Origin of the sequence: Kribbella sp. NPDC051718 (genome assembly GCF_040681515.1) — a bacterium.
Classification (GTDB): Bacteria; Actinomycetota; Actinomycetes; order Propionibacteriales; family Kribbellaceae; genus Kribbella.
In genome coordinates, this window is the sequence record NZ_JBFAYZ010000001.1 from 529,222 (window position 1) to 546,495 (window position 17,274).

17 protein-coding genes are annotated in these 17,274 nt (G+C 67.2%); 2 read left to right on the forward strand and 15 right to left on the reverse strand.

Going from position 1 to position 17,274, the window contains the following annotated elements; translation table 11 throughout:
* Positions 1-24: 24 nt before the first annotated feature.
* The 9 genes from AB0M15_RS02515 to AB0M15_RS02555 all read right to left on the reverse strand — a co-directional run bounded on the left by AB0M15_RS02515 (position 25) and on the right by AB0M15_RS02555 (position 9,940).
* Positions 25-1,311, reverse strand: coding sequence for a DUF1343 domain-containing protein (locus tag AB0M15_RS02515; protein WP_363813163.1), 1,287 nt, complete (start codon positions 1,309-1,311; stop codon positions 25-27).
* Positions 1,312-1,334: 23 nt separating this feature from the next.
* Positions 1,335-3,128, reverse strand: a complete 1,794-nt coding sequence (locus AB0M15_RS02520; protein WP_363813164.1) for a glycoside hydrolase family 3 protein — start codon at positions 3,126-3,128, stop codon at positions 1,335-1,337.
* A 317-nt stretch (positions 3,129-3,445) separates the two neighbouring features.
* Positions 3,446-4,483, reverse strand: a complete 1,038-nt coding sequence (locus AB0M15_RS02525) for a hypothetical protein (protein ID WP_363813166.1) — start codon at positions 4,481-4,483, stop codon at positions 3,446-3,448.
* Positions 4,484-4,567: 84 nt separating this feature from the next.
* Positions 4,568-5,008: a hypothetical protein gene (locus AB0M15_RS02530; RefSeq protein WP_363813168.1), complete on the reverse strand. Its 441-nt coding sequence runs from the start codon at positions 5,006-5,008 to the stop codon at positions 4,568-4,570.
* A 58-nt stretch (positions 5,009-5,066) separates the two neighbouring features.
* A complete protein-coding gene (locus AB0M15_RS02535) occupies positions 5,067-6,170 on the reverse strand; it encodes a Gfo/Idh/MocA family oxidoreductase (RefSeq protein WP_363813170.1) in 1,104 nt (367 codons plus the stop codon).
* Positions 6,163-6,954, reverse strand: a complete 792-nt coding sequence (locus AB0M15_RS02540; protein ID WP_363813172.1) for a ThuA domain-containing protein — start codon at positions 6,952-6,954, stop codon at positions 6,163-6,165. Before AB0M15_RS02540 ends, AB0M15_RS02535 begins: the two co-directional genes overlap by 8 nt.
* 28 nt (positions 6,955-6,982) lie before the next feature.
* Positions 6,983-7,798, reverse strand: a complete 816-nt coding sequence (locus AB0M15_RS02545) for a carbohydrate ABC transporter permease (RefSeq protein ID WP_363813174.1) — start codon at positions 7,796-7,798, stop codon at positions 6,983-6,985.
* 13 nt (positions 7,799-7,811) lie between these two features.
* Positions 7,812-8,714 carry a sugar ABC transporter permease gene (locus AB0M15_RS02550; RefSeq protein WP_363813176.1) on the reverse strand — a complete coding sequence of 301 codons (903 nt, stop codon included), beginning with the start codon at positions 8,712-8,714 and terminating at the stop codon, positions 7,812-7,814.
* Positions 8,711-9,940, reverse strand: coding sequence for an ABC transporter substrate-binding protein (locus tag AB0M15_RS02555; protein ID WP_363813178.1), 1,230 nt, complete (start codon positions 9,938-9,940; stop codon positions 8,711-8,713). The genes AB0M15_RS02550 and AB0M15_RS02555 overlap by 4 nt, the downstream gene beginning before the upstream one ends.
* Positions 9,941-10,179: 239 nt before the next feature.
* On the opposite strand from AB0M15_RS02555, the gene AB0M15_RS02560 reads away from it, so the two are divergent.
* A complete protein-coding gene (locus tag AB0M15_RS02560; protein ID WP_363814546.1) occupies positions 10,180-11,181 on the forward strand; it encodes a LacI family DNA-binding transcriptional regulator in 1,002 nt (333 codons plus the stop codon).
* A gap of 24 nt (positions 11,182-11,205) precedes the next feature.
* Here the strand turns inward: AB0M15_RS02560 and AB0M15_RS02565 are convergent, their stop codons facing one another.
* From AB0M15_RS02565 to rplM, 5 genes are all read right to left on the reverse strand, one after another.
* Complete coding sequence (locus AB0M15_RS02565; protein WP_363813180.1) at positions 11,206-12,228, reverse strand: hypothetical protein; 1,023 nt, start codon at positions 12,226-12,228, stop codon at positions 11,206-11,208.
* Between the two features lie 11 nt (positions 12,229-12,239).
* Positions 12,240-12,749: a SigE family RNA polymerase sigma factor gene (locus AB0M15_RS02570; protein ID WP_363813182.1), complete on the reverse strand. Its 510-nt coding sequence runs from the start codon at positions 12,747-12,749 to the stop codon at positions 12,240-12,242.
* 64 nt (positions 12,750-12,813) lie between these two features.
* Positions 12,814-14,160, reverse strand: a complete 1,347-nt coding sequence (gene glmM, locus AB0M15_RS02575) for a phosphoglucosamine mutase (RefSeq protein WP_363813184.1) — start codon at positions 14,158-14,160, stop codon at positions 12,814-12,816.
* 7 nt (positions 14,161-14,167) lie between these two features.
* Positions 14,168-14,689 (reverse strand): 30S ribosomal protein S9, encoded by a 522-nt coding sequence (rpsI, locus tag AB0M15_RS02580; protein ID WP_328329332.1) that lies wholly within the window; start codon positions 14,687-14,689, stop codon positions 14,168-14,170.
* Between the two features lie 37 nt (positions 14,690-14,726).
* A complete protein-coding gene (gene rplM / locus AB0M15_RS02585) occupies positions 14,727-15,170 on the reverse strand; it encodes a 50S ribosomal protein L13 (protein WP_343976510.1) in 444 nt (147 codons plus the stop codon).
* A 283-nt stretch (positions 15,171-15,453) separates the two neighbouring features.
* Between rplM and AB0M15_RS02590 the strand changes: the two genes are divergently transcribed.
* A complete protein-coding gene (locus AB0M15_RS02590) occupies positions 15,454-16,740 on the forward strand; it encodes a citrate synthase (RefSeq protein WP_363813187.1) in 1,287 nt (428 codons plus the stop codon).
* A gap of 76 nt (positions 16,741-16,816) precedes the next feature.
* Here the strand turns inward: AB0M15_RS02590 and AB0M15_RS02595 are convergent, their stop codons facing one another.
* A complete protein-coding gene (locus AB0M15_RS02595) occupies positions 16,817-17,272 on the reverse strand; it encodes a nuclear transport factor 2 family protein (RefSeq protein ID WP_363813189.1) in 456 nt (151 codons plus the stop codon).
* Positions 17,273-17,274: the final 2 nt, after the last annotated feature.

The following is a 17,274-nucleotide window of genomic DNA, read 5'->3' on the forward strand; positions in this document are numbered from 1 at the left end:
CTACCGTGAATACGAAGGCTCTCTTCACCGGTGATCTCCCTTGTAGAGCAGGTACTTCGCGCGGCGGGCGGTCCAGGCGTCGGTCTCGCTCTGCCAGGCGGCGACGATCGCCTCGGCGGTGGCGCCGCCGTCGACCATCGTGCGGTAGCGGTCCGAGCCGGTGAGCAGGTCGATCCAGCGGCCGGGCGGGTTGTCACCAGTACGCCAGGCGAACCCCGGGTACAGCTTCTTGGCCTCCACGATCATGTGCGTCGCCGCCACGATCGCCTCGGCGGAGTCCGGATCGGTGATCTGGATCTGGACGCCGCCGCACAGCACGTTGGCGTTCTTGGAGATGAACGGCGTGAAGTAGGCCTCGCGGAACTCGATGCCCGGGATGTTCTTGGCCTGCAGCGCCTGCGCCCACTTGTAGTCGACGTACGGTGCGCCGATCAGCTCGAACGGCCGGGTCGTGCCGCGCCCCTCGGACATGTTGGTCGCCTCGAACAGGCACGCGCCCGGGTAGAGCAACGCGGTGTCCGGGGTCGGCATGTTCGGACTCGGCATCACCCAGGTCAGCCCGGTCTCGGCGTACAGCTGGTCGCGCTTCCAGCCCTTCACCTGGATGACCTGCAGCTCCTTGAGCCGCGCGCCGTTCGTGTCCAGCGGCAGGTACTCCGCGTTGAACAGCCTGGCCAGCTCGCCGACCGTCATCCCGTGTTGCTGGATGATCTCCCGCTTGCCGACGCCCGAGGTGTACCCCGGCTTCAACATCGGGCCGCGGGCCGAACCGCCAGTGGGGTTCGGCCGGTCGAGTACGACGAACTTCGCACCGGTCTGGACGGCCGCGAGCATCGCCTCGTACATGGTCCAGATGTAGGTGTAGAACCGGGCGCCGACGTCCTGGATGTCGAAGACGACGGTCTCGACGCCGGCCTTGGTGTAGAGCGTGGCAAGCTTGGCCGCGGCCGCGCCGTACGCGTCGTAGACCATGATCCCGGTCCGCGGATCGACATGATCGCCCTCGGAGCCGCCCGCCTGCGCGCTGCCGCGGAAGCCGTGTTCGGGGCCGAAGACGGCGACCACATTGACCTTGCCGGAGGCGTGCATGGTGTCGACGATGTGGTTGAGGTCGTCGAGGATGCCGGTCGGGTTGCTGATCACGCCGACCTTCTGGCCGGCCAGCGCCTTCCAGTTGTCCTTCGCCAGCGCCTGCGCGCCGGTCGTCACGGCCTTCTTCTTGGCAGGCTCCGCCGCGGCGGCTCCTTGGATGTCGATCAGCGGGGCTGCGGCGAGTGCTCCCGCACCGGCGAGCAGGCTGCGGCGCTTCATCGGTTCTCCTTTGGAAGTACGAGTCACCAGGACAGTCCGTGGCCGAACTTGTAGAGCGGGGTGGCGGGGTCGCCTGCGACGGGGATGTCGACCGGGAGCTTGCCGGTCGGCGCGATCTCGCCGTACAGGACCTTGGCCAGCGACTCCATCGAGACGGCCGCGTAGCCGTAGGTGGCCAGGTAGGTCGGTGCGGCGGTGAAGTAGGCGATGTCGTAGGGGTCGCGAACGGCGACGACGATCACTGTCTTGCCGGTGGCGAGCAGATCCTTCACGAGCTTCTGCTGCTTGGCGTTGGGGTCGACGACCTTGGTGTCCCAGGCCTTCTGGGTGAGGACGACGGTGACGTCGTTGGCCTGCGCCTTCGTCACGGCGTCGGTGATGGCGGCATCAGTGGGTGCCGCGCCGGTCTGGGCGACGGTGGTGGTCGCGCCTCTCTTGGTGAGGCTGTTGGCCAGTGACTGCGTCGTCGTGACGCCCCAGCCGGTGACGAGGATCTTGCGCGGGTCCTTGGTCAGCGGGAGGGCCGAGGTGTCGTTCTTGACCAGCGTGACGGACTTGTCGACGATCTTCTGCGCGGTGGCGAGGCTAGCCGGCGTTCCGACCTTGGTCGCGATCTTCGCCGGGTCGACGAACGGCTGGAACAGGACGCCGTTCTTGAGCTTCATCAGCAGGACGCGCAGCACGCTCTCGTTGACCTGGCGTTCGCTGATCCGGCCCGACTTCACGGCGTCGATGACGGCCTTGAACTGGACGTCGGGCGCGGGCGGCAGGAGGAGCTGGTCGGCGCCGGCCTCGATCGCCCGGACCGCCACCTCGGCGTCGCCGTACTTCAACCGGACGGCGGCCATCTCGAGCGCGTCGGTGATGACGAGCCCCTTGAAGCCCAGCTCCTTGCGGAGGACGCCGGTCAGGATCGGCTTGCTCAACGTCGCGGGGTCGCCGGACGGATCCAGGGACGGTACGACGATGTGCGCGGTCATGATCGAGTCGATGCCGGCCTTGATCGCGGCCTTGAAGGAGGGCGCGTCGATCGTGTTCCACTGCTCGCGGGTGTGGTTGATCGTCGGCAGCGCGCTGTGGCTGTCGTCGACGGTGTCACCGTGGCCCGGGAAGTGCTTCGCGGTCGCCATGATCCCGGCGTCTTCTTGGTAGCCCTTGACCTGCGCGACCGTCATGTCCGAGACGAGCTTCGGGTCGCTGGAGAAGGAGCGGACGCCGATCACCGGGTTGAGCGCGTTGACGTTGACGTCGGCGACCGGGGCGTAGTCCTGCCGGATCCCCATCGCCTTGAGCTCGCGGCCGGTGATACCGGCTGCCGTCCGGGCGTCCTTGGTGTCGCGGGTCGCACCGTGAGCCATGTTGCCGCCGAACTGGGTGGCGGGCGGGCCGATCCGGACGACGACGCCCTGCTCCTGGTCGGTGGCGATCGTCAGCGGGAGGTGCAGGCCGGTCTTGAGAGCGGCCGCTTGCAACTGGTTGGAGTACGTCGCCAGCTGGGTCGGGCTGGTCACGTTGTCCCGGGCGTTGAAGTAGATCCACCCGCCCGGCTTGTACTTCGCCACCACCTCGGCGGGCGTCGCCACGCCGTACAGGGCGGTGTTGCGCGCATCCGGCTTGCTCGCGTCCGGCCCGTAGGCGAACAGCACGAACATCTGCCCGATCTTGTCCTCGAGCGACATCCCCTGCAGCGTCTTGGTGGCGAGCTGCAGATTCGTGAGCGGCTCAGGCGGTGGAGCACTCACAGCACTGGCCGGCACCAGTGACCCGATGGTCACGACGGCGAGGCTGGCAACAGCGAAACGGCGCAAGGCGGACATAACCGACCCCTCAGGTAATTGAATTACAACCATGCCCCCGCACGCGAAAGTTACCCACGCACTCCGCCCGGGTCAAGGGGAAACCCGCTCCCATCCAACACTCCCCGCACCCACCCAACAACCAACAGCACCCTTCAATCGCTTGTACTCCAGGGTGCGGCCCCCAGAAAACAGCAGAGCCCCCGGGCGTACCCGGGGGCTCTGAAATACCGGAACCTCGGAAGTGTGGCCTGCCCGTAATGGACTACCAGGGACTGTCCCGAAGTCTTCGAACCCAACTTTACACCAACCCGGCACCGGCCCGAAGACTCGCCGAGTCAAGGGTTGGGCAATGGCTGTGGACAGCTGCGCAGAAGCTCGATCACCCTGCTCTGGTCCGCGACCCAGCTCCGGAGATCCTCGTCCATGTAGGCGAGAAGCACGAGCATCTCGGCGTGCAACTCCCGCAGCGGCACCGTCCAGATCCTTTCATGATGAGCAAGCCTGTTCCGGAGGTGGTGGATTTGGATCACCGGAAGCTCGACGGTCTCCCGAGCCCGGTCCGGCGCGTTGGGAAACGCACCCGCCAAGTCCGGCCAGAGGTTCGAGCTGTAGCGACGAGCCAACAGATAGCGCCAGAAGCCGAAGCCCAGCTCCGCGATGGTCTGGCCATCGCTGGCGGGCTTCGACTTACGGACCACCCGCTCCCGGGCCTTGCGGATGTCGGCTCGACTGTTCGCGTCCAGCTCGTTGAGGGGGTCGTCCAGCCACGACCCTTGTCTGCGCTTACGACGATGCCGATCGCTCATCCGGGCAGCAAGAGCGTTGCGGAGCGCGATCTCGAGATAACCGAGCAACTCCCACATCGCCGCGGAAGTCGTGCTGTTCCAGCGGTAGAACTCCAGAGCCGCGGGTTCGTTTCCACCGCAGTGCTGGAGATAGCCGATGAACCGCGGCCTTCCGAACAGCCGCCGCGCACGCCTGCTGACCACACCGGCCGACAGGCTCGGCAACTGCTCCAATCCAGCCGTCTGAACGACCAGCGCCGCCACGACATCTGGCGACAGGCCGACCGTATTCAGGCTCAGGTCGAACAGCTCTGGTTCAGCACCTCGCAGATCGACCTCTCCAGCACCCCAAAGGCACACGGCGAGCCACGTCACGGGCAGGCCCGCCGACAGCAAGACTCGGACTCGTTCGGCTTCATCCAACTGAACGATTGGAATCACGCCGTGGGCCAACTGCTCGACCAGACTCGGCCGATCGATCGCGTCGAGCCGTCTGAACTGCACGAATCGCGAATCGGTATCACTCAGGGCATGTGCGACCAGCTTCGAGCTGGCGGGCGGACCGCAGAGGACGAGGGCATTGCGCACGGAGAGTAACCCTAAGTCCGCGACGACGGCCCACCCGACACTTATCCACAACCTGCCCCACACTGCCCCGTTGTTGCCCCACCATCACGCGGGCAACACCCCCGCAGCCCTCCAGCGGATGCCGTAGTCCACTCCGTCGAGGTAGTAGCGCGGGGGCTTGGGCTCTAGCCAGACGGTTTCCGCCCTGAGCAGCAGCGTGTCGTCCGGTGGCTGTCTGAGGGGCTCGAGTAGCTGCTCCAGTTCGTCGTACCGGCTGTCGACCCCGCCGTGGCCGGGATGCGTCGCGAGTGGCTCCTCGCCGGCTTCGTGCCGGTCGTTCCAGCGGACGTAGATCGCCCACTGCTCCTGCTCCAGTGCGAGGGTTTCGCCGACGATCGGCCAGACCTGGAACACCCGCCGGTCCATGTCGAGGCCTTCCAGCGCTTGAAAGTAGTGCGCCACCCCACCGACATCCGCAACTCCGGCCCACGGACCGTCATACCGATCCGACTCGATGTAGACCCGCTCGACCTCACCTAAGTGCATATGCCAACGGTAGGGTGGCCGGTTCCTGAAACGGTGGACCTTTAGCTAGAACATCGTTTCAGTCCTTCTCCGGCAGCCCGACCACCCGCTCAGCCGATGGCCAGGAGCGCAGCACGTCGAGCAGCACCCCGGCCGGTACGGTCTCGATGGCCGCGGCGTGGGCGGCCGAGACGACATCGGCGATCCGGACCGGCGTACCCGACGCCGACGAGCGGACCGCCGCCTCGACCATCGCGACGCTGACCACGTTGGAGTGCACCTCCGTCTGCGGCGTACTGGAGGTACGCAACGCATCGACGAACTCGGCCAGGGATCCGCCGATCTCCTCCGGCCCGGTGCCGATCTCGACCGGCATCGCGGTCCCCGAGGCGTCCTCGGCGACCGGTGCGGAGTCGCCGTCCCAGATCGCCGTACCGTTCGCGGAACTGGCCCGCCAGCGACCGTTCCACGAGGTCTCCAGCCCCGGCGCGCACCAGCTTCCGGTGAAGACGAATCTGGTACCTCCTTCGAAGCTGAAGACCGCGTCCGCGGCCGCGTTCCCGGCGAACCAGCTCCAGTCCGGGTTGTACGAGTCGCAGTACACCGACAACGGCTCGGACCCGATCAGCTTGCGAGCCAGGTCGAACTGGTGGATCGCCATGTCGACCAGCAGCGGCTCGGCCATCTGCTCCCGGAAGCCGCCGAACCGCGGCGCCTTGAAGAACTCGCAGGACAACGACCCGGCGGGGCCGAGCCCGGCCAGTTGCCGCCCGAAGGCCTCACCCGTCCGGAAGTACCGGCGGGACTGCGAGACCATCAGCAACTTGCCGCTCGCCTCGGCGGCCGCGACCATCGTCAGGCATTCGCGGACCGACTCGGCCAGCGGCTTCTCGCACAGCACCGGCAGACCGCGCAGCAGAGCATCCACGCTTACCGTCGGATGAGCCGCCGGGACGGTCACGTCGATCACCGCCTCGGCACCGGTCCGCTCGGCCAGCTCCGCGACCGACGCCGCCACCGGGACGTCGGCGTACCCGTGCTCGTCGGCTGCCGCCCTGGCCAGCGGGACGTCGAGGTCGACCAGCCCGGCCAGTACGACGTCCTGGTTCTGCTTGATGTTGCGCAGCCAGGCGCGGCCCATCCCGCCGGCGCCGACCTGAAGGAGTCGCAGGGGTTCAGGCATCGGCACGCTCTTCATCGGACTCAGCCTCGATCGGCCCGGCGTACCCGTGACCGTTGAAGAAGTCGCCGGTGTCGTACCGCAGCAGCGTCGGCAGCGCCCGCTCCGGCAGATCGGTCCTGGCCCACTCGACACCGTTGGCGATCACCTTGCGGACATCCTTGTGGTGGTACACCGGGTAGTCCTGGTCGCCGGGCGAGAAGAAGAAGATCTTGCCGTGGCCGCGGCGGAAGGTGCAGCCGGAACGGAACACCTCGCCGCCGCTGAACGTGGAGACGAAGACCAGCTCGTCCGGCACCGGGATGTCGAAGAACTCGCCGTACATCTCCTGCTGATCGATCACGATCGGATGCGGCACCCCGCGCGCGATCGGGTGCGTCGGGTTGACCGTCCAGACCAGTTCGCGATCCTGCTCACTGCGCCAGCGCAGGGTGCAGGTGGTGCCCATCAGCTTGCCGAAGATCTTCGACCAGTGAGCGGAGTGCAGGACGACCAGGCCCATCCCGGACAGCACATGCTGGTACACCCGGTCGACCACCTTGTCCTCGACCTCGCCGTGCGCGGCGTGACCCCACCAGACCAGTACGTCGGTCGCGGCGAGCACCTCCTCGGTCAGGCCGTGCTCCGGTTCGTCGAGGGTCGTGGTGGCGACCTCGGCGGTGTCACCGAGGTTCTCGGTGATGCCCGCTGCGATCGTCGAGTGCATGCCGTCGGGGTAGATCTCGGCGACATGCGGCTCGATCTGCTCGTGCCGGTTCTCGCCCCAGACGAGTACGCGAAGTGTCATCGGTGTCAGTCCTTGGAGGTGAAGAGGGTCATTTGACGGCGCCGCCGATGGCGCCGGCGGCGACGTACTTCTGCGCGGCGACCAGCAGCACGATCGCCGGGATCGCGGACAGTACGGCGGTCGCCATCACCGCGTTCCAGTTCTGTACCTGGGTACCCAGGTACTGGTAGATCCCGAGGGTGACCGGCCGCACGCCACCCTTGGTGGTCAGCGTGAGGGCGAAGAGGAAGTCACTCCAGGAGAAGAGGAAGGTGAACAGTCCCGCGGTGATCAGCGAGTTCCGGCTGATCGGCAGGACGATCGCCACGAACGCGCGGAACAGGCCGGCGCCGTCCACCCGCGCGGCCTCCACCAGCGAGGGAGGCAGCGAGAGCATGAACGAGCGCAGGATCAGGATCGCGAACGGGATCCCGCTGCTGCAGTTGGCCACGATCAGGCCGGGGATCGAGTTCAGCAGCCCGATCCGCTCGTAGGCCGTGTAGAGCGCGTTGGCGATCACGATCCCCGGGATCATCTGCGACACCAGGATCGCCAGCAGCCCGATCCCCACCCAGCGGGACCGGAACTGCGACAACGCGTACGCACAGGGCGCTGAGATCAGCAGGCAGAGCACCACGGTGCCACCCGCGATGAGCACGCTGGTGACCAGGTTGCGCCCCTGCTCACTGAGCGCCCGCCGGTAGCCCTCGAAGGTCGGGTCCAGCGGCAGGAAGCCGGCCGTCAGGGTGTTGCCGGACGGCTGGAGCGAGGCGTTCACCATCCAGTAGACGGGGAACAGCATCAGGCCCAGGATCAGTACGCCGATCGCGGTGTAGATCGCACGACGAGCAGCCGAGTCGGACATCGTCGTACCCCTCCTACTCGTCGACGGCACGGCGGGTGCCGCGCAGGTAGACGACCGCGAACAGCAGCGAGATCGCGATCAGGATGTTGCTCAGCGCCGCGCCCTCGCCGAACTTGAAGTCGACGAACGAGCGCTGGTACGACTGGGTCGCCAGCGTCTGGGTGGCATTGGCCGGGCCGCCGCCGGTCAGGCCGAGGATGATGTCCAGCACCTTGATCGTGTAGACGACGCCGAGCACCAGCAGCACACTGGCCACCGCGCGCAGGTTCGGCCAGGTGATGTACCGGAAGCCCCGCCAGCCGGTGGCGCCGTCCAACTGCCCGGCTTCGTACAACTCCTGCGGGATCTCGGCCAGACCGGAGTACAACAGGGTCACGTTGAACGGGATGCCGATCCAGATGTTCACCCCGATCACCGCGATCAGCGCCACCGACGGAGAGTTCAGCCACGGCACGGGATCGTTGATCAGGCCGAGCCCGGTCAGCGTGCGGTTCAGGATGCCGCTGTCCTGTTCGAGGATCGACCGCCAGGTCGCGCTGGAGACGATCAGCGGCAGCAACCAGGGCAGCAGGAGCAGCGACCGCAGCAGTCCGCTGAGTGGGAACCGGCGCCGGAAGAACAGCGCCAGCGCCAGGCCGGCGGCGAACTGGAAGGCGATCGAGCCGATGGTGAACAACGCCGTGTTCACCATCGCCTGCGAGAACAACTGGCCGGTCACCACCGTCGTGTAGTTCCGCAGTCCGACCCAGGGCGCCTGCCCGGTGAAGAAGGTCCGCAGGGTGTAGTCCTGCAGGCTCATCATCAGGTTCTTCAGCACCGGATACCCGAACAGCGCGAGCATCGCCAGCGCGGCAGGCGCCACGAAGAGGACCTTGGTCAGGTCCTCCCCGCGACGGCGCCGTCCCCGAGAGCTCACCCGCCGGAGGCCTTGCTGAAAGCGTCCTGCGCCGAGGCCTTGCCGGTCAGCGCGAGCGCGATCGCCTGGTAGATCACCTTGGCGGCGTCGGGCCACTTCTCGCCGAGCTTGCCGGTCCGGGCCCGGGCGGTCTTGACCTGCTCGGCGAACGCCTTCATCGAGGGCACCTCCTTGGCGTACTGGTCGAGCAGCGCGGTCTTGGTCGGCAGGGTGAACCGGGCCTTGGCCCAGGCCAGCTCGTTCTCGTCCGAGTTCAGGCACTTCACGAAGTCTGCGGCCTTCTGCTGCTTGGCCTGGTCCTTGCTGAGCGGGACGGTCCAGGCCTCACCGCCCAACGGGGCGACCGGCGTCTGGTCCGGCTTGTTCAGCGGGAACGTGACCACGTCCCACTTGACGTTCGGGGTCTTGGCCAGCGCCGGGATCTGCCACGGACCGTTCACCATCATCGCGGCCTTGCCTGCGGCGAACTGGTCCTTCACATCGCCCTGGGTCCAGTTGATCACGCTCTTCGACGCCGACCCCGACTGCACCAGATCCACCCACAACTGCAGCGCTTCCGCGACCTGCGGACTCTTCAGGTCCGTCTCGTCGCCACCGTTGGTCCACATCGCCGGCAGGAACTGCCACGAGCCTTCGTAGGTCGCGTTGGCGTTGAAGGCGATGCCGTACCGGCCGGGCTTGGTGAGCTTCTTGGCCGCGGCCTTCAGCTCGTCCCACGTCTTCGGCGGCTGGACGCCGGCCTCCTGCAGCATCTGGGTGTTGTAGAACAACGCGATCGTGTTCGTCACCGGCGCCAGTCCGTAGAGCTTGCCCTGGTACGACGTCGCGTCGTTCATGCCCTGGATGACCCCGTCCCCGGTCAGGCCCATGTCGTTCAACGGCGCGAGCGCGCCGGTCGCGGCGATCTGCTGGACGTCGGGGTTGTCCAGCATCAGCACGTCGGGCAGCGTCTTCGACGAGGCCTGCTGCAGTACTTTCGCGATCAAGGTGTCACCAGGCACCGTCTCGCGCTGGATCGTGACGCCGAGCTTGCCCGCGCAGGAGTCGAGCCCCTTCTGCACGAACGCCTTGTCCGGGTCGTTGTTGTAGTAGTCCAGGACCGAAAGGCTGCTGACGCTGCCGCCGGACGAGGACGGTGACTTGTTCCCGCTGTCACCGCAGCCGGCGATGACGAGTGACAGAGCCGTCGCACCCGCCAGGGCTGCGGCGATCCGCTGCGTGATCATGACATTGCACTCCTTGGGTGAGTCGGCGACAGCCACCGTCCCGGCGCTGGTCAAGCGCTTAACCACGATCACGAAAGGAAGGCCGTCATTCAGTTGTGGGATGACTGGCAAAGCGGTTAACTAGCCGCGTAGTCAGGGACTATGTTCCCTACGTCACACCACTGTCAAGGGCCTGGGGCGGTCCTCGTGACAAGCTGGGCGGCAGGCGAGAACGGGGGTGGAAACGGCCGATGGTGACCATGCGGGACGTGGCGAAACGGGCGGGCGTGTCCATCGCCACCGTCTCCTTCGTGCTCAACGACACCAAGCCGGTGACGCCGGCGACCCGGGAGCGGATCGAGCGCGCGATGACCGAGCTCGGCTTCCGCCGCAACGTGGTCGCCCGCGCGCTGGCCAGCCGGCGTACCCGGATCATCGCGATGGCCTATCCGGCACTGGACCACCGGTTCGGGTTCTCGGCGGCCGAGTTCTTCACCAGTGCGGCCGAAGCGGCGCGCAAGCAGGACTACCACCTGGTGCTCTGGCCGGTCGGGAACGACGGCGGCGAGCTCACCGAACTGGTCGGGCAGGCACTGGTCGACGGAGTCGTGCTGATGGAGGTCCAGCTCGACGATCCACGGATCGCGGTGCTCCAGCGGACCGGGACACCGTTCGCGCTGATCGGCCGGACCACCGCGCTGGAAGGCCTGATCCACGTCGACATCGACTTCGACACCACGGTCGAGGATGCGGTCGGCTATCTGCACGGCCTGGGGCACCGCCGGCTGGTACTGGTCTCGGGCGATCTGGCCGACCCGAGATTCCACACCTACGGACCGTACGTGCGATCCGAAGCCGCCTATCGCCGGGTCACCGCCGGGTACGGCATCGAGACCATCCTGCTGGAGTGCTCCGACTCGGCCCGCGCGGGCCGGGAGGCCGCGACCCGCCTACTGCGCGATCACCCGGAAACGACGGCCGTCCTGGCCATGAACGAGTACTCCGCACTCGGCGTGATGTCCGGCCTGAACCGCCTCGGCCGCCGCATCCCGGACGAGATCTCAGTGCTCTCACTGATGGCCCCCGACACAGCAGCCCTGTCCAACCCCGAGCTGACCATCATGCGCACCCCCGGCCCCGAACTAGGCCGGCTCGGCACAGAAGCCCTCATCCGCCAACTCGAGGGCGCCACCGCACTCCCCCCACCCCACCTCGTCCCCGCCGAACTCCACTTAGGCGAATCCACCGCCCCACCTCCGTAGGCCGCAGTTCGTCCTAGCGGGTGATCACCTGATGCTGAACTCGGGGATCGTGACGGTTTTGAGGAGTTGGCCGGAGGCGTTGTAGGCGGTGACGGTGGCGGCTCGGCGGGATTTGGGGTCGCCGTTGGACCACCACAGGACGTACCAGCCGTTGGTGGCGGTCACGTCGTGGGTGGCGCCGTTGGCGGCCTTGATGTGGATGCGGGTGATGGCTGGGTCGACCCGGCCGTAGTTGGTGTAGGTCCAGCCGGTGCAATTCGACTTGCAGCCGATCTGGCCGCTGCCTTCGTTCACTGCGACGCCCGACAGCGACATCAGGCTTTCGTCCTGTGCTGTGCGAATGCTCGGCATGGACGACCTCGGCAGAGGCACGGCCTGGCCGGACAGCAGCAGGTCGCAACTGGCGGCGCTGCGGCCGGTCGGGGATATGGCCAGGATCCTCAGCAGTTGGCCGTTCCCCCAATCACCCTGCTCCGTCGCCACGAGTCGCCACTTCGTCAGGTCGTGCCACAGCTGGACCGAGCAGCTCAGCAATTGATCGTCGGCGGTCCGCGGAACCGGATTCTGCTTCACCTTCGCCAGCGCGGCGGCCGTCGGCTTCGAGTCGCCCGAGACGATGCATACCGGGCCGTAGCTGTTCGGCTTCCCGGGCAGCGGGCTCATCAGGTTCATCGTGGCGCGGTAGACGCTGGGATGGAACTTGTCCCAGGTCCGGGCGCCGTACCGGATGGTGCAGCGGCGCTCTGCCTCCGCCTGGGTGATCTTCCCCAGCGCAGCCTCGCCCTGCGGTACGCCGGGCATCGGCGTGAACAACGGCGCGGCCGTCTCCGCGACCTCCGGCTCCCGATGAGCAGAACCGATCCCCGGTACCAACGCAGCGCCGACCCCGATCGCGACCACTGCGGCGGTCACACCGGCGACAGAAGCCACTCGGCGCCGGCGACGGCCGCGGCGGCCGCGTTCCAGCAGGCCGGCCGCGTCGACCGGGGCCAGTGGATCCCTGCTGACCAGGCGGTGCAGCTCGGCGCCGATCTCCGGGTCATGCATTTCCGTCTCCTTCACGAGAGCCGCCCGATCGAGCGGGTCAGGTTGATGGCTCGACGGAGAGTCTCGAGTCCGCGGGCCGACTGGCTCTTCACCGTGCCCTGCGTGCAGTTGAGGATCTCGGCGGTCTGCTCGATCGAGAGATCCTCGTAGTACCGCAGGACGATGCAGGCCCGTTGGCGCGGCGCGAGCTGGAGCAGAGCCGACAGGACCTCGTCGCGCTCGGCATAGGCGTCGGCCGTGTCGTCGTTGCGGGCCAGTTCGGGCGGACTGTCGGTCGACACTTCCCGGCGCCAGGGGCGCCGACCGATGTCCAGGGCCGCGTTGATGACGATCCGGCGGGCGTAGGCGAGCGGATTCCCGCCGCGGTCCACCTTCGACCAGGACAGGTACAGCTTGTACAGCGCGTCCTGGACCACGTCATCGGCACGATGCCAATCACCACAGACCAGGTAGGCGGTCCGGCGCAGCGTCGTACTGGACGCTTCGACGAACTCGACGTAGTCCCGATCCCGATCAGGCATCGCGCCCTCCACTCTCCTCTGTCTCCCTTAGTACGGAAGGAAGAGGAGGCGGAGTTGCATCGGATCAGAGCTTGAGGGACGTCTCCACGATGCCTGCGAGGTCATGAGCGACCTCGTGGGCGGTAGCGGAGGACTCGGCCTCGACCATGACGCGGACGAGCGGCTCTGTGCCGGACGGGCGGAGTAGTACGCGGCCGGTGTCGCCCAGGCGGGCGGTGGCTGCGGCTACTGCTGCCTGTACGTCGGCGTCGGTGCCGGCGCGGGTCTTGTCGACGTTGGGGACGTTGACGAGGACCTGCGGCAGGCGGGTCATCACGGCGGCCAGGTCGGCCAGTGACTTGCCGGTCTGGGCGATCCGGGCGAGCAGCATGACCGCGGTCAGGGTGCCGTCGCCGGTGGTCGCGTGGTCGGAGAGGATCACGTGGCCGGACTGTTCGCCGCCCAGCTTGTGCCCGCCGGCCTTCATCGCCTCCAGCACGTACCGGTCGCCGACCTTGGTCTGCTCGACCGCGATCCGCTCCCGGACCATCGCCTGGACGAAGCCCAGGTTGCTCATCACGGTCGCGACGACGGTGTCGTTGGACAGCCGGCCCGAGTCGCGCATCGCCAGCGCGAGCACGGCCAGGATCTGGTCGCCGTCGACGAACTCGCCGGCCGCATCCACTGCCAGGCAGCGATCCGCGTCACCGTCGAGCGCGATACCGAGGTCGGCGCCGTGCCCGATCACCTCGCGGCGCAGACCCTCCATGTGGGTCGAACCGCAGTTGAGGTTGATGTTCAGACCGTCCGGGGCCGCGGCGTAGGTGATGACCTCGGCGCCCAGCCGGCGCAACGCCTCCGGTGCGGTCAGCGAGGCCGCGCCGTTGGCGCAGTCGATGACCACCTTGACGCCGTCGAAACGGTTCGGGGCCGACCGGACCAGGTGCGAGACATACGTCTCGAAGCCCTGCCCGTCGTCGAGCACCCGGCCGACGGCGGAACCCGTCGGGCGCTGCCACTCCTCGCCGGTACGGACCTCGATCGCGTCCTCGATGACGTCGTCGAGTTTGATCCCGCCCCGGGCCAGGAACTTGATGCCGTTGTCCGGCATCGGGTTGTGGCTGGCCGACAGCATGACCCCGAGGTCGGAGCCGGTCGAGCCGGTCAGATAGGCGACGGCCGGGGTCGGCAGCACACCGAGCCGGACGACATCGACGCCGGCGGAGGCCAGACCGGCCACCACCGCTGCTTCCAGAAACTCGCCACTGGCCCGAGGATCCCGCCCCACAACGGCGCGTGGCCGGTGCCCTTCGAAGGCACCGGCCTCGCCGAGTACGTGAGCTGCCGCGACCGAGAGGTCGAGCGCCAGCTCCGCGGTGAGATCCACGTTCGCCAGGCCACGGACTCCGTCCGTGCCGAACAAACGCGACATCAGGTGATCAGCGCTTGCTGTACTGCGGAGCCTTACGGGCCTTCTTGAGACCGGCCTTCTTCCGCTCCTTGATCCGCGCGTCACGGGAGAGCAGACCGGCCTTCTTCAGACCCGGACGGTTCGCCTCCTCGTCGGCCGCGTTCAGGCACCGGGCGATGCCCAGCTGCAGCGCACCGGCCTGGCCGGTGATGCCGCCGCCGTTGATCCGGGCGATGACGTCGTAGGAGCCCTCGAGGCCGGCCACCACGAACGGCTCGTTCACGTGCTGCTGGTGAACCTTGTTCGGGAAGTAGACGTCGATCGGCTTGCCGTTGACGGTGATGTTGCCGGAGCCCGGGATCAGCCGGACGCGCGCAACAGCTTCCTTACGACGGCCGGTGGCACCGGCCGGGTTGATCACCGCGACGCGACCGGACTCGGCGCGCTGCTCCGGGCTCGGGTTCGTCTCGGAGGTGTAGGCAACCGGGCCCTCGGTGTCGATGGGGACCTCGGTGTCGAGTTCTTCGGTCTCGGTGGTGATGTCGCTCACGCTGTGAATCCTCGTTTACCTGGCTCGGCGATCGCTACTACTGAGCGATCTGGGTGATCTCGAACGGCTTCGGCTGCTGGGCCACGTGCGGGTGCTCCGGACCGGCGTAGACCTTCAGCTTGCCAAGCAGCTGACGGCTCAGGCGGTTCTTCGGGAGCATGCCCCAGACGGCCTTCTCGACAGCCTTGCGAGGATCCTTCTCCAGGATCTCGCCGACCGGCGTGGCCGTCAGACCACCCGGGTGACCCGAGTGGCGGTACGCCAGCTTGTCGGTCCGCTTGTTGCCGGACAGGGCGATCTTCGACGCGTTGATGACGACGACGAAGTCGCCACCGTCGACGTGCGGGGCGAACGTCGGCTTGTGCTTGCCACGCAGCAGGGTGGCGATCTGGACGGCGAGCCGACCGAGCACGACGTCGGTGGCGTCGATCACATGCCACTCACGGGTGACGTCAGCAGGTTTCGGGCTGTACGTGCGCACGGTCGTTGACCTTCGTTTCTCAGAGGTTGACAAATCAGAACTGGTACGTCGGCGAGCGGCCCGCAATCACACCGGCGAGGACCAGGAACGCACAACAGCAGCCCAGAATACCGGCGTGGACGCCTCGGGGTCAAAGCGAGCCTGAGCCGGTCGGAGACCCCGGCTTGGAACCAACCCGGGACCGCACTAGTTTAGCGGTGAAGATTGCAGTCCGATCCGCGTCCCGCCGGCGACGATGACCCTCACTCACTCCGGCGATGCGCCAGCTTCCGAAGAGGGCATTGTGACCGAACAGTCGCTCACCGTCCGGGACAACCGGACCGGCAAGGACTACGACCTTGCCATCACCGATGGCACCATCCGTGCCGCCGATCTCAAGCAGATCAGTGCAACCGACGGGGACGGTGGCCTGGCCACCTACGACCCCGGCTTCGTCAACACCGCCTCGACCCGGTCGTCCGTGACCTTCATCGACGGTGACAAGGGCATCCTGGAGTACCGCGGTTACCCGATCGAGCAGCTCGCCGAGCAGTCGAACTACCTGGAGGTCGCGTACCTGCTGGTGAACGGTGCGCTGCCCGACAAGACGCAGTACGAGGCCTGGGTGCACGACGTGACGTATCACACGTTCGTGCACGAGAACCTGAAGACCTTCATGCAGGGCTTCCGCTACGACGCGCACCCGATGGGCATGCTGCTCGCCTCGGTGGGCGCGCTGTCCACCTTCTACCCGGAGTCGCGCGACATCTTCGACGAGGAGTCGCGGGGCCTGCAGATCCGCCGGCTGATCGCCAAGATGCCGACGCTGGGCGCGTTCTCCTTCCGGCACGCCCAGGGCAAGCCGTACGTCTACCCCGACAACGAGCTGAGCTACGCGGCCAACTTCTTGTCGATGCTGTTCAAGATGAGCGAGCCCAAGTACGCCGCCGACGACCGGCTGGTGCGCGCGCTGGAGATCCTGTTCATCCTGCACGCCGACCACGAGCAGAACGCCTCCACCAACGCGGTCCGGGCGATCGGCTCCACCCAGGTCGACCCGTACTCCGCCGTCACCGGCGGCATCGCGGCGCTCTACGGTCCGCTGCACGGCGGCGCCAACGAGGCGGTGCTGAAGATGCTCCGCCGGATCGGCACCGTCGACAACGTGGGTTCGTTCATCGAGGGCGTGAAGGCCGGCGAGGAGCGGCTGATGGGCTTCGGCCACCGGGTCTACAAGAACTACGACCCGCGCGCCAAGATCATCAAGAAGGCCGCCGACGACGTGTTCGAGGTGACGGGCATCAACCCGCTGCTGAAGATCGCCGTCGAGCTGGAGAAGATCGCGCTGGAGGACGAGTACTTCGTCTCCCGCAAGCTCTACCCGAACGTGGACTTCTACTCCGGCCTGATCTACGAGGCCCTGCAGTTCCCGCCGGAGATGTTCACCGTGCTGTTCGCCATCCCGCGCACCTCGGGCTGGCTGGCGCAGTGGAAGGAGTCGCTCGGCGACACCGACCAGAAGATCGCGCGCCCGAAGCAGATCTACACCGGCGCCCGCGGCGTCCAGTACGTCCCGATGGGCGACCGCTGATCCGCTAGCGCCATTGGGAACGGCCCCGATCCGGCTTAGCTGCCAGGGATCGGGGCCGTTTCTGCGCTTCTGGGTACTACGACGCAGACCGCGACGGCGCCGGTTCCCGTAGTACCGCGATCAGTTCCTCGACCTGGCCACGAGCTCGCGCCATCGCCACGTGGTCGATGTAGTCGCGCGACTCGACGATCTCGCCGTCGCGGACGCGCAGGACGAAGACGCAGGGCACCCGGAAGCTCTCGCCGGTCGCGATCACCGTCCCGGCATAGTCGAACTCGGCGACGATCACCTCCGGATCCTGGGTCTGATGGATCCGGATCGCGTCCGGCTGGAACCGCACTGCTTCCGCCACCCGCGGGCCGCGGCCGTTGAAGTGTTCGCGGAGCGCGTCGCGGGTGAGCAGCGGGTGATCGCCGTACGGCGACATCGGGTGCCGGACGTCGGTCTGTTCGGCGTACAGGGCCGGCAGCGCTTCGAGCTCGCGGTCGGCGACGCCGTGTACCAGGCGGAGAAACACGTTTTCCGGAGTCATGA

Excerpts from the sequence above, each read along its gene's own strand:
- AB0M15_RS02570 (WP_363813182.1), bottom strand. The coding sequence starts at position 12,749 with ATGCCTGATCGGGATCGGGACTACGTCGAGTTCGTCGAAGCGTCCAGT.
- AB0M15_RS02555 (WP_363813178.1), bottom strand. The coding sequence starts at position 9,940 with ATGATCACGCAGCGGATCGCCGCAGCCCTGGCGGGTGCGACGGCTCTG.
- AB0M15_RS02565 (WP_363813180.1), bottom strand. The coding sequence starts at position 12,228 with ATGCATGACCCGGAGATCGGCGCCGAGCTGCACCGCCTGGTCAGCAGG.
- AB0M15_RS02595 (WP_363813189.1), bottom strand. The coding sequence starts at position 17,272 with ATGACTCCGGAAAACGTGTTTCTCCGCCTGGTACACGGCGTCGCCGAC.
- AB0M15_RS02560 (WP_363814546.1), top strand. The coding sequence starts at position 10,180 with ATGCGGGACGTGGCGAAACGGGCGGGCGTGTCCATCGCCACCGTCTCC.
- AB0M15_RS02515 (WP_363813163.1), bottom strand. The coding sequence starts at position 1,311 with ATGAAGCGCCGCAGCCTGCTCGCCGGTGCGGGAGCACTCGCCGCAGCC.
- AB0M15_RS02520 (WP_363813164.1), bottom strand. The coding sequence starts at position 3,128 with ATGTCCGCCTTGCGCCGTTTCGCTGTTGCCAGCCTCGCCGTCGTGACC.
- AB0M15_RS02530 (WP_363813168.1), bottom strand. The coding sequence starts at position 5,008 with ATGCACTTAGGTGAGGTCGAGCGGGTCTACATCGAGTCGGATCGGTAT.
- AB0M15_RS02545 (WP_363813174.1), bottom strand. The coding sequence starts at position 7,798 with ATGTCCGACTCGGCTGCTCGTCGTGCGATCTACACCGCGATCGGCGTA.
- AB0M15_RS02540 (WP_363813172.1), bottom strand. The coding sequence starts at position 6,954 with ATGACACTTCGCGTACTCGTCTGGGGCGAGAACCGGCACGAGCAGATC.
- AB0M15_RS02535 (WP_363813170.1), bottom strand. The coding sequence starts at position 6,170 with ATGCCTGAACCCCTGCGACTCCTTCAGGTCGGCGCCGGCGGGATGGGC.
- glmM (WP_363813184.1), bottom strand. The coding sequence starts at position 14,160 with ATGTCGCGTTTGTTCGGCACGGACGGAGTCCGTGGCCTGGCGAACGTG.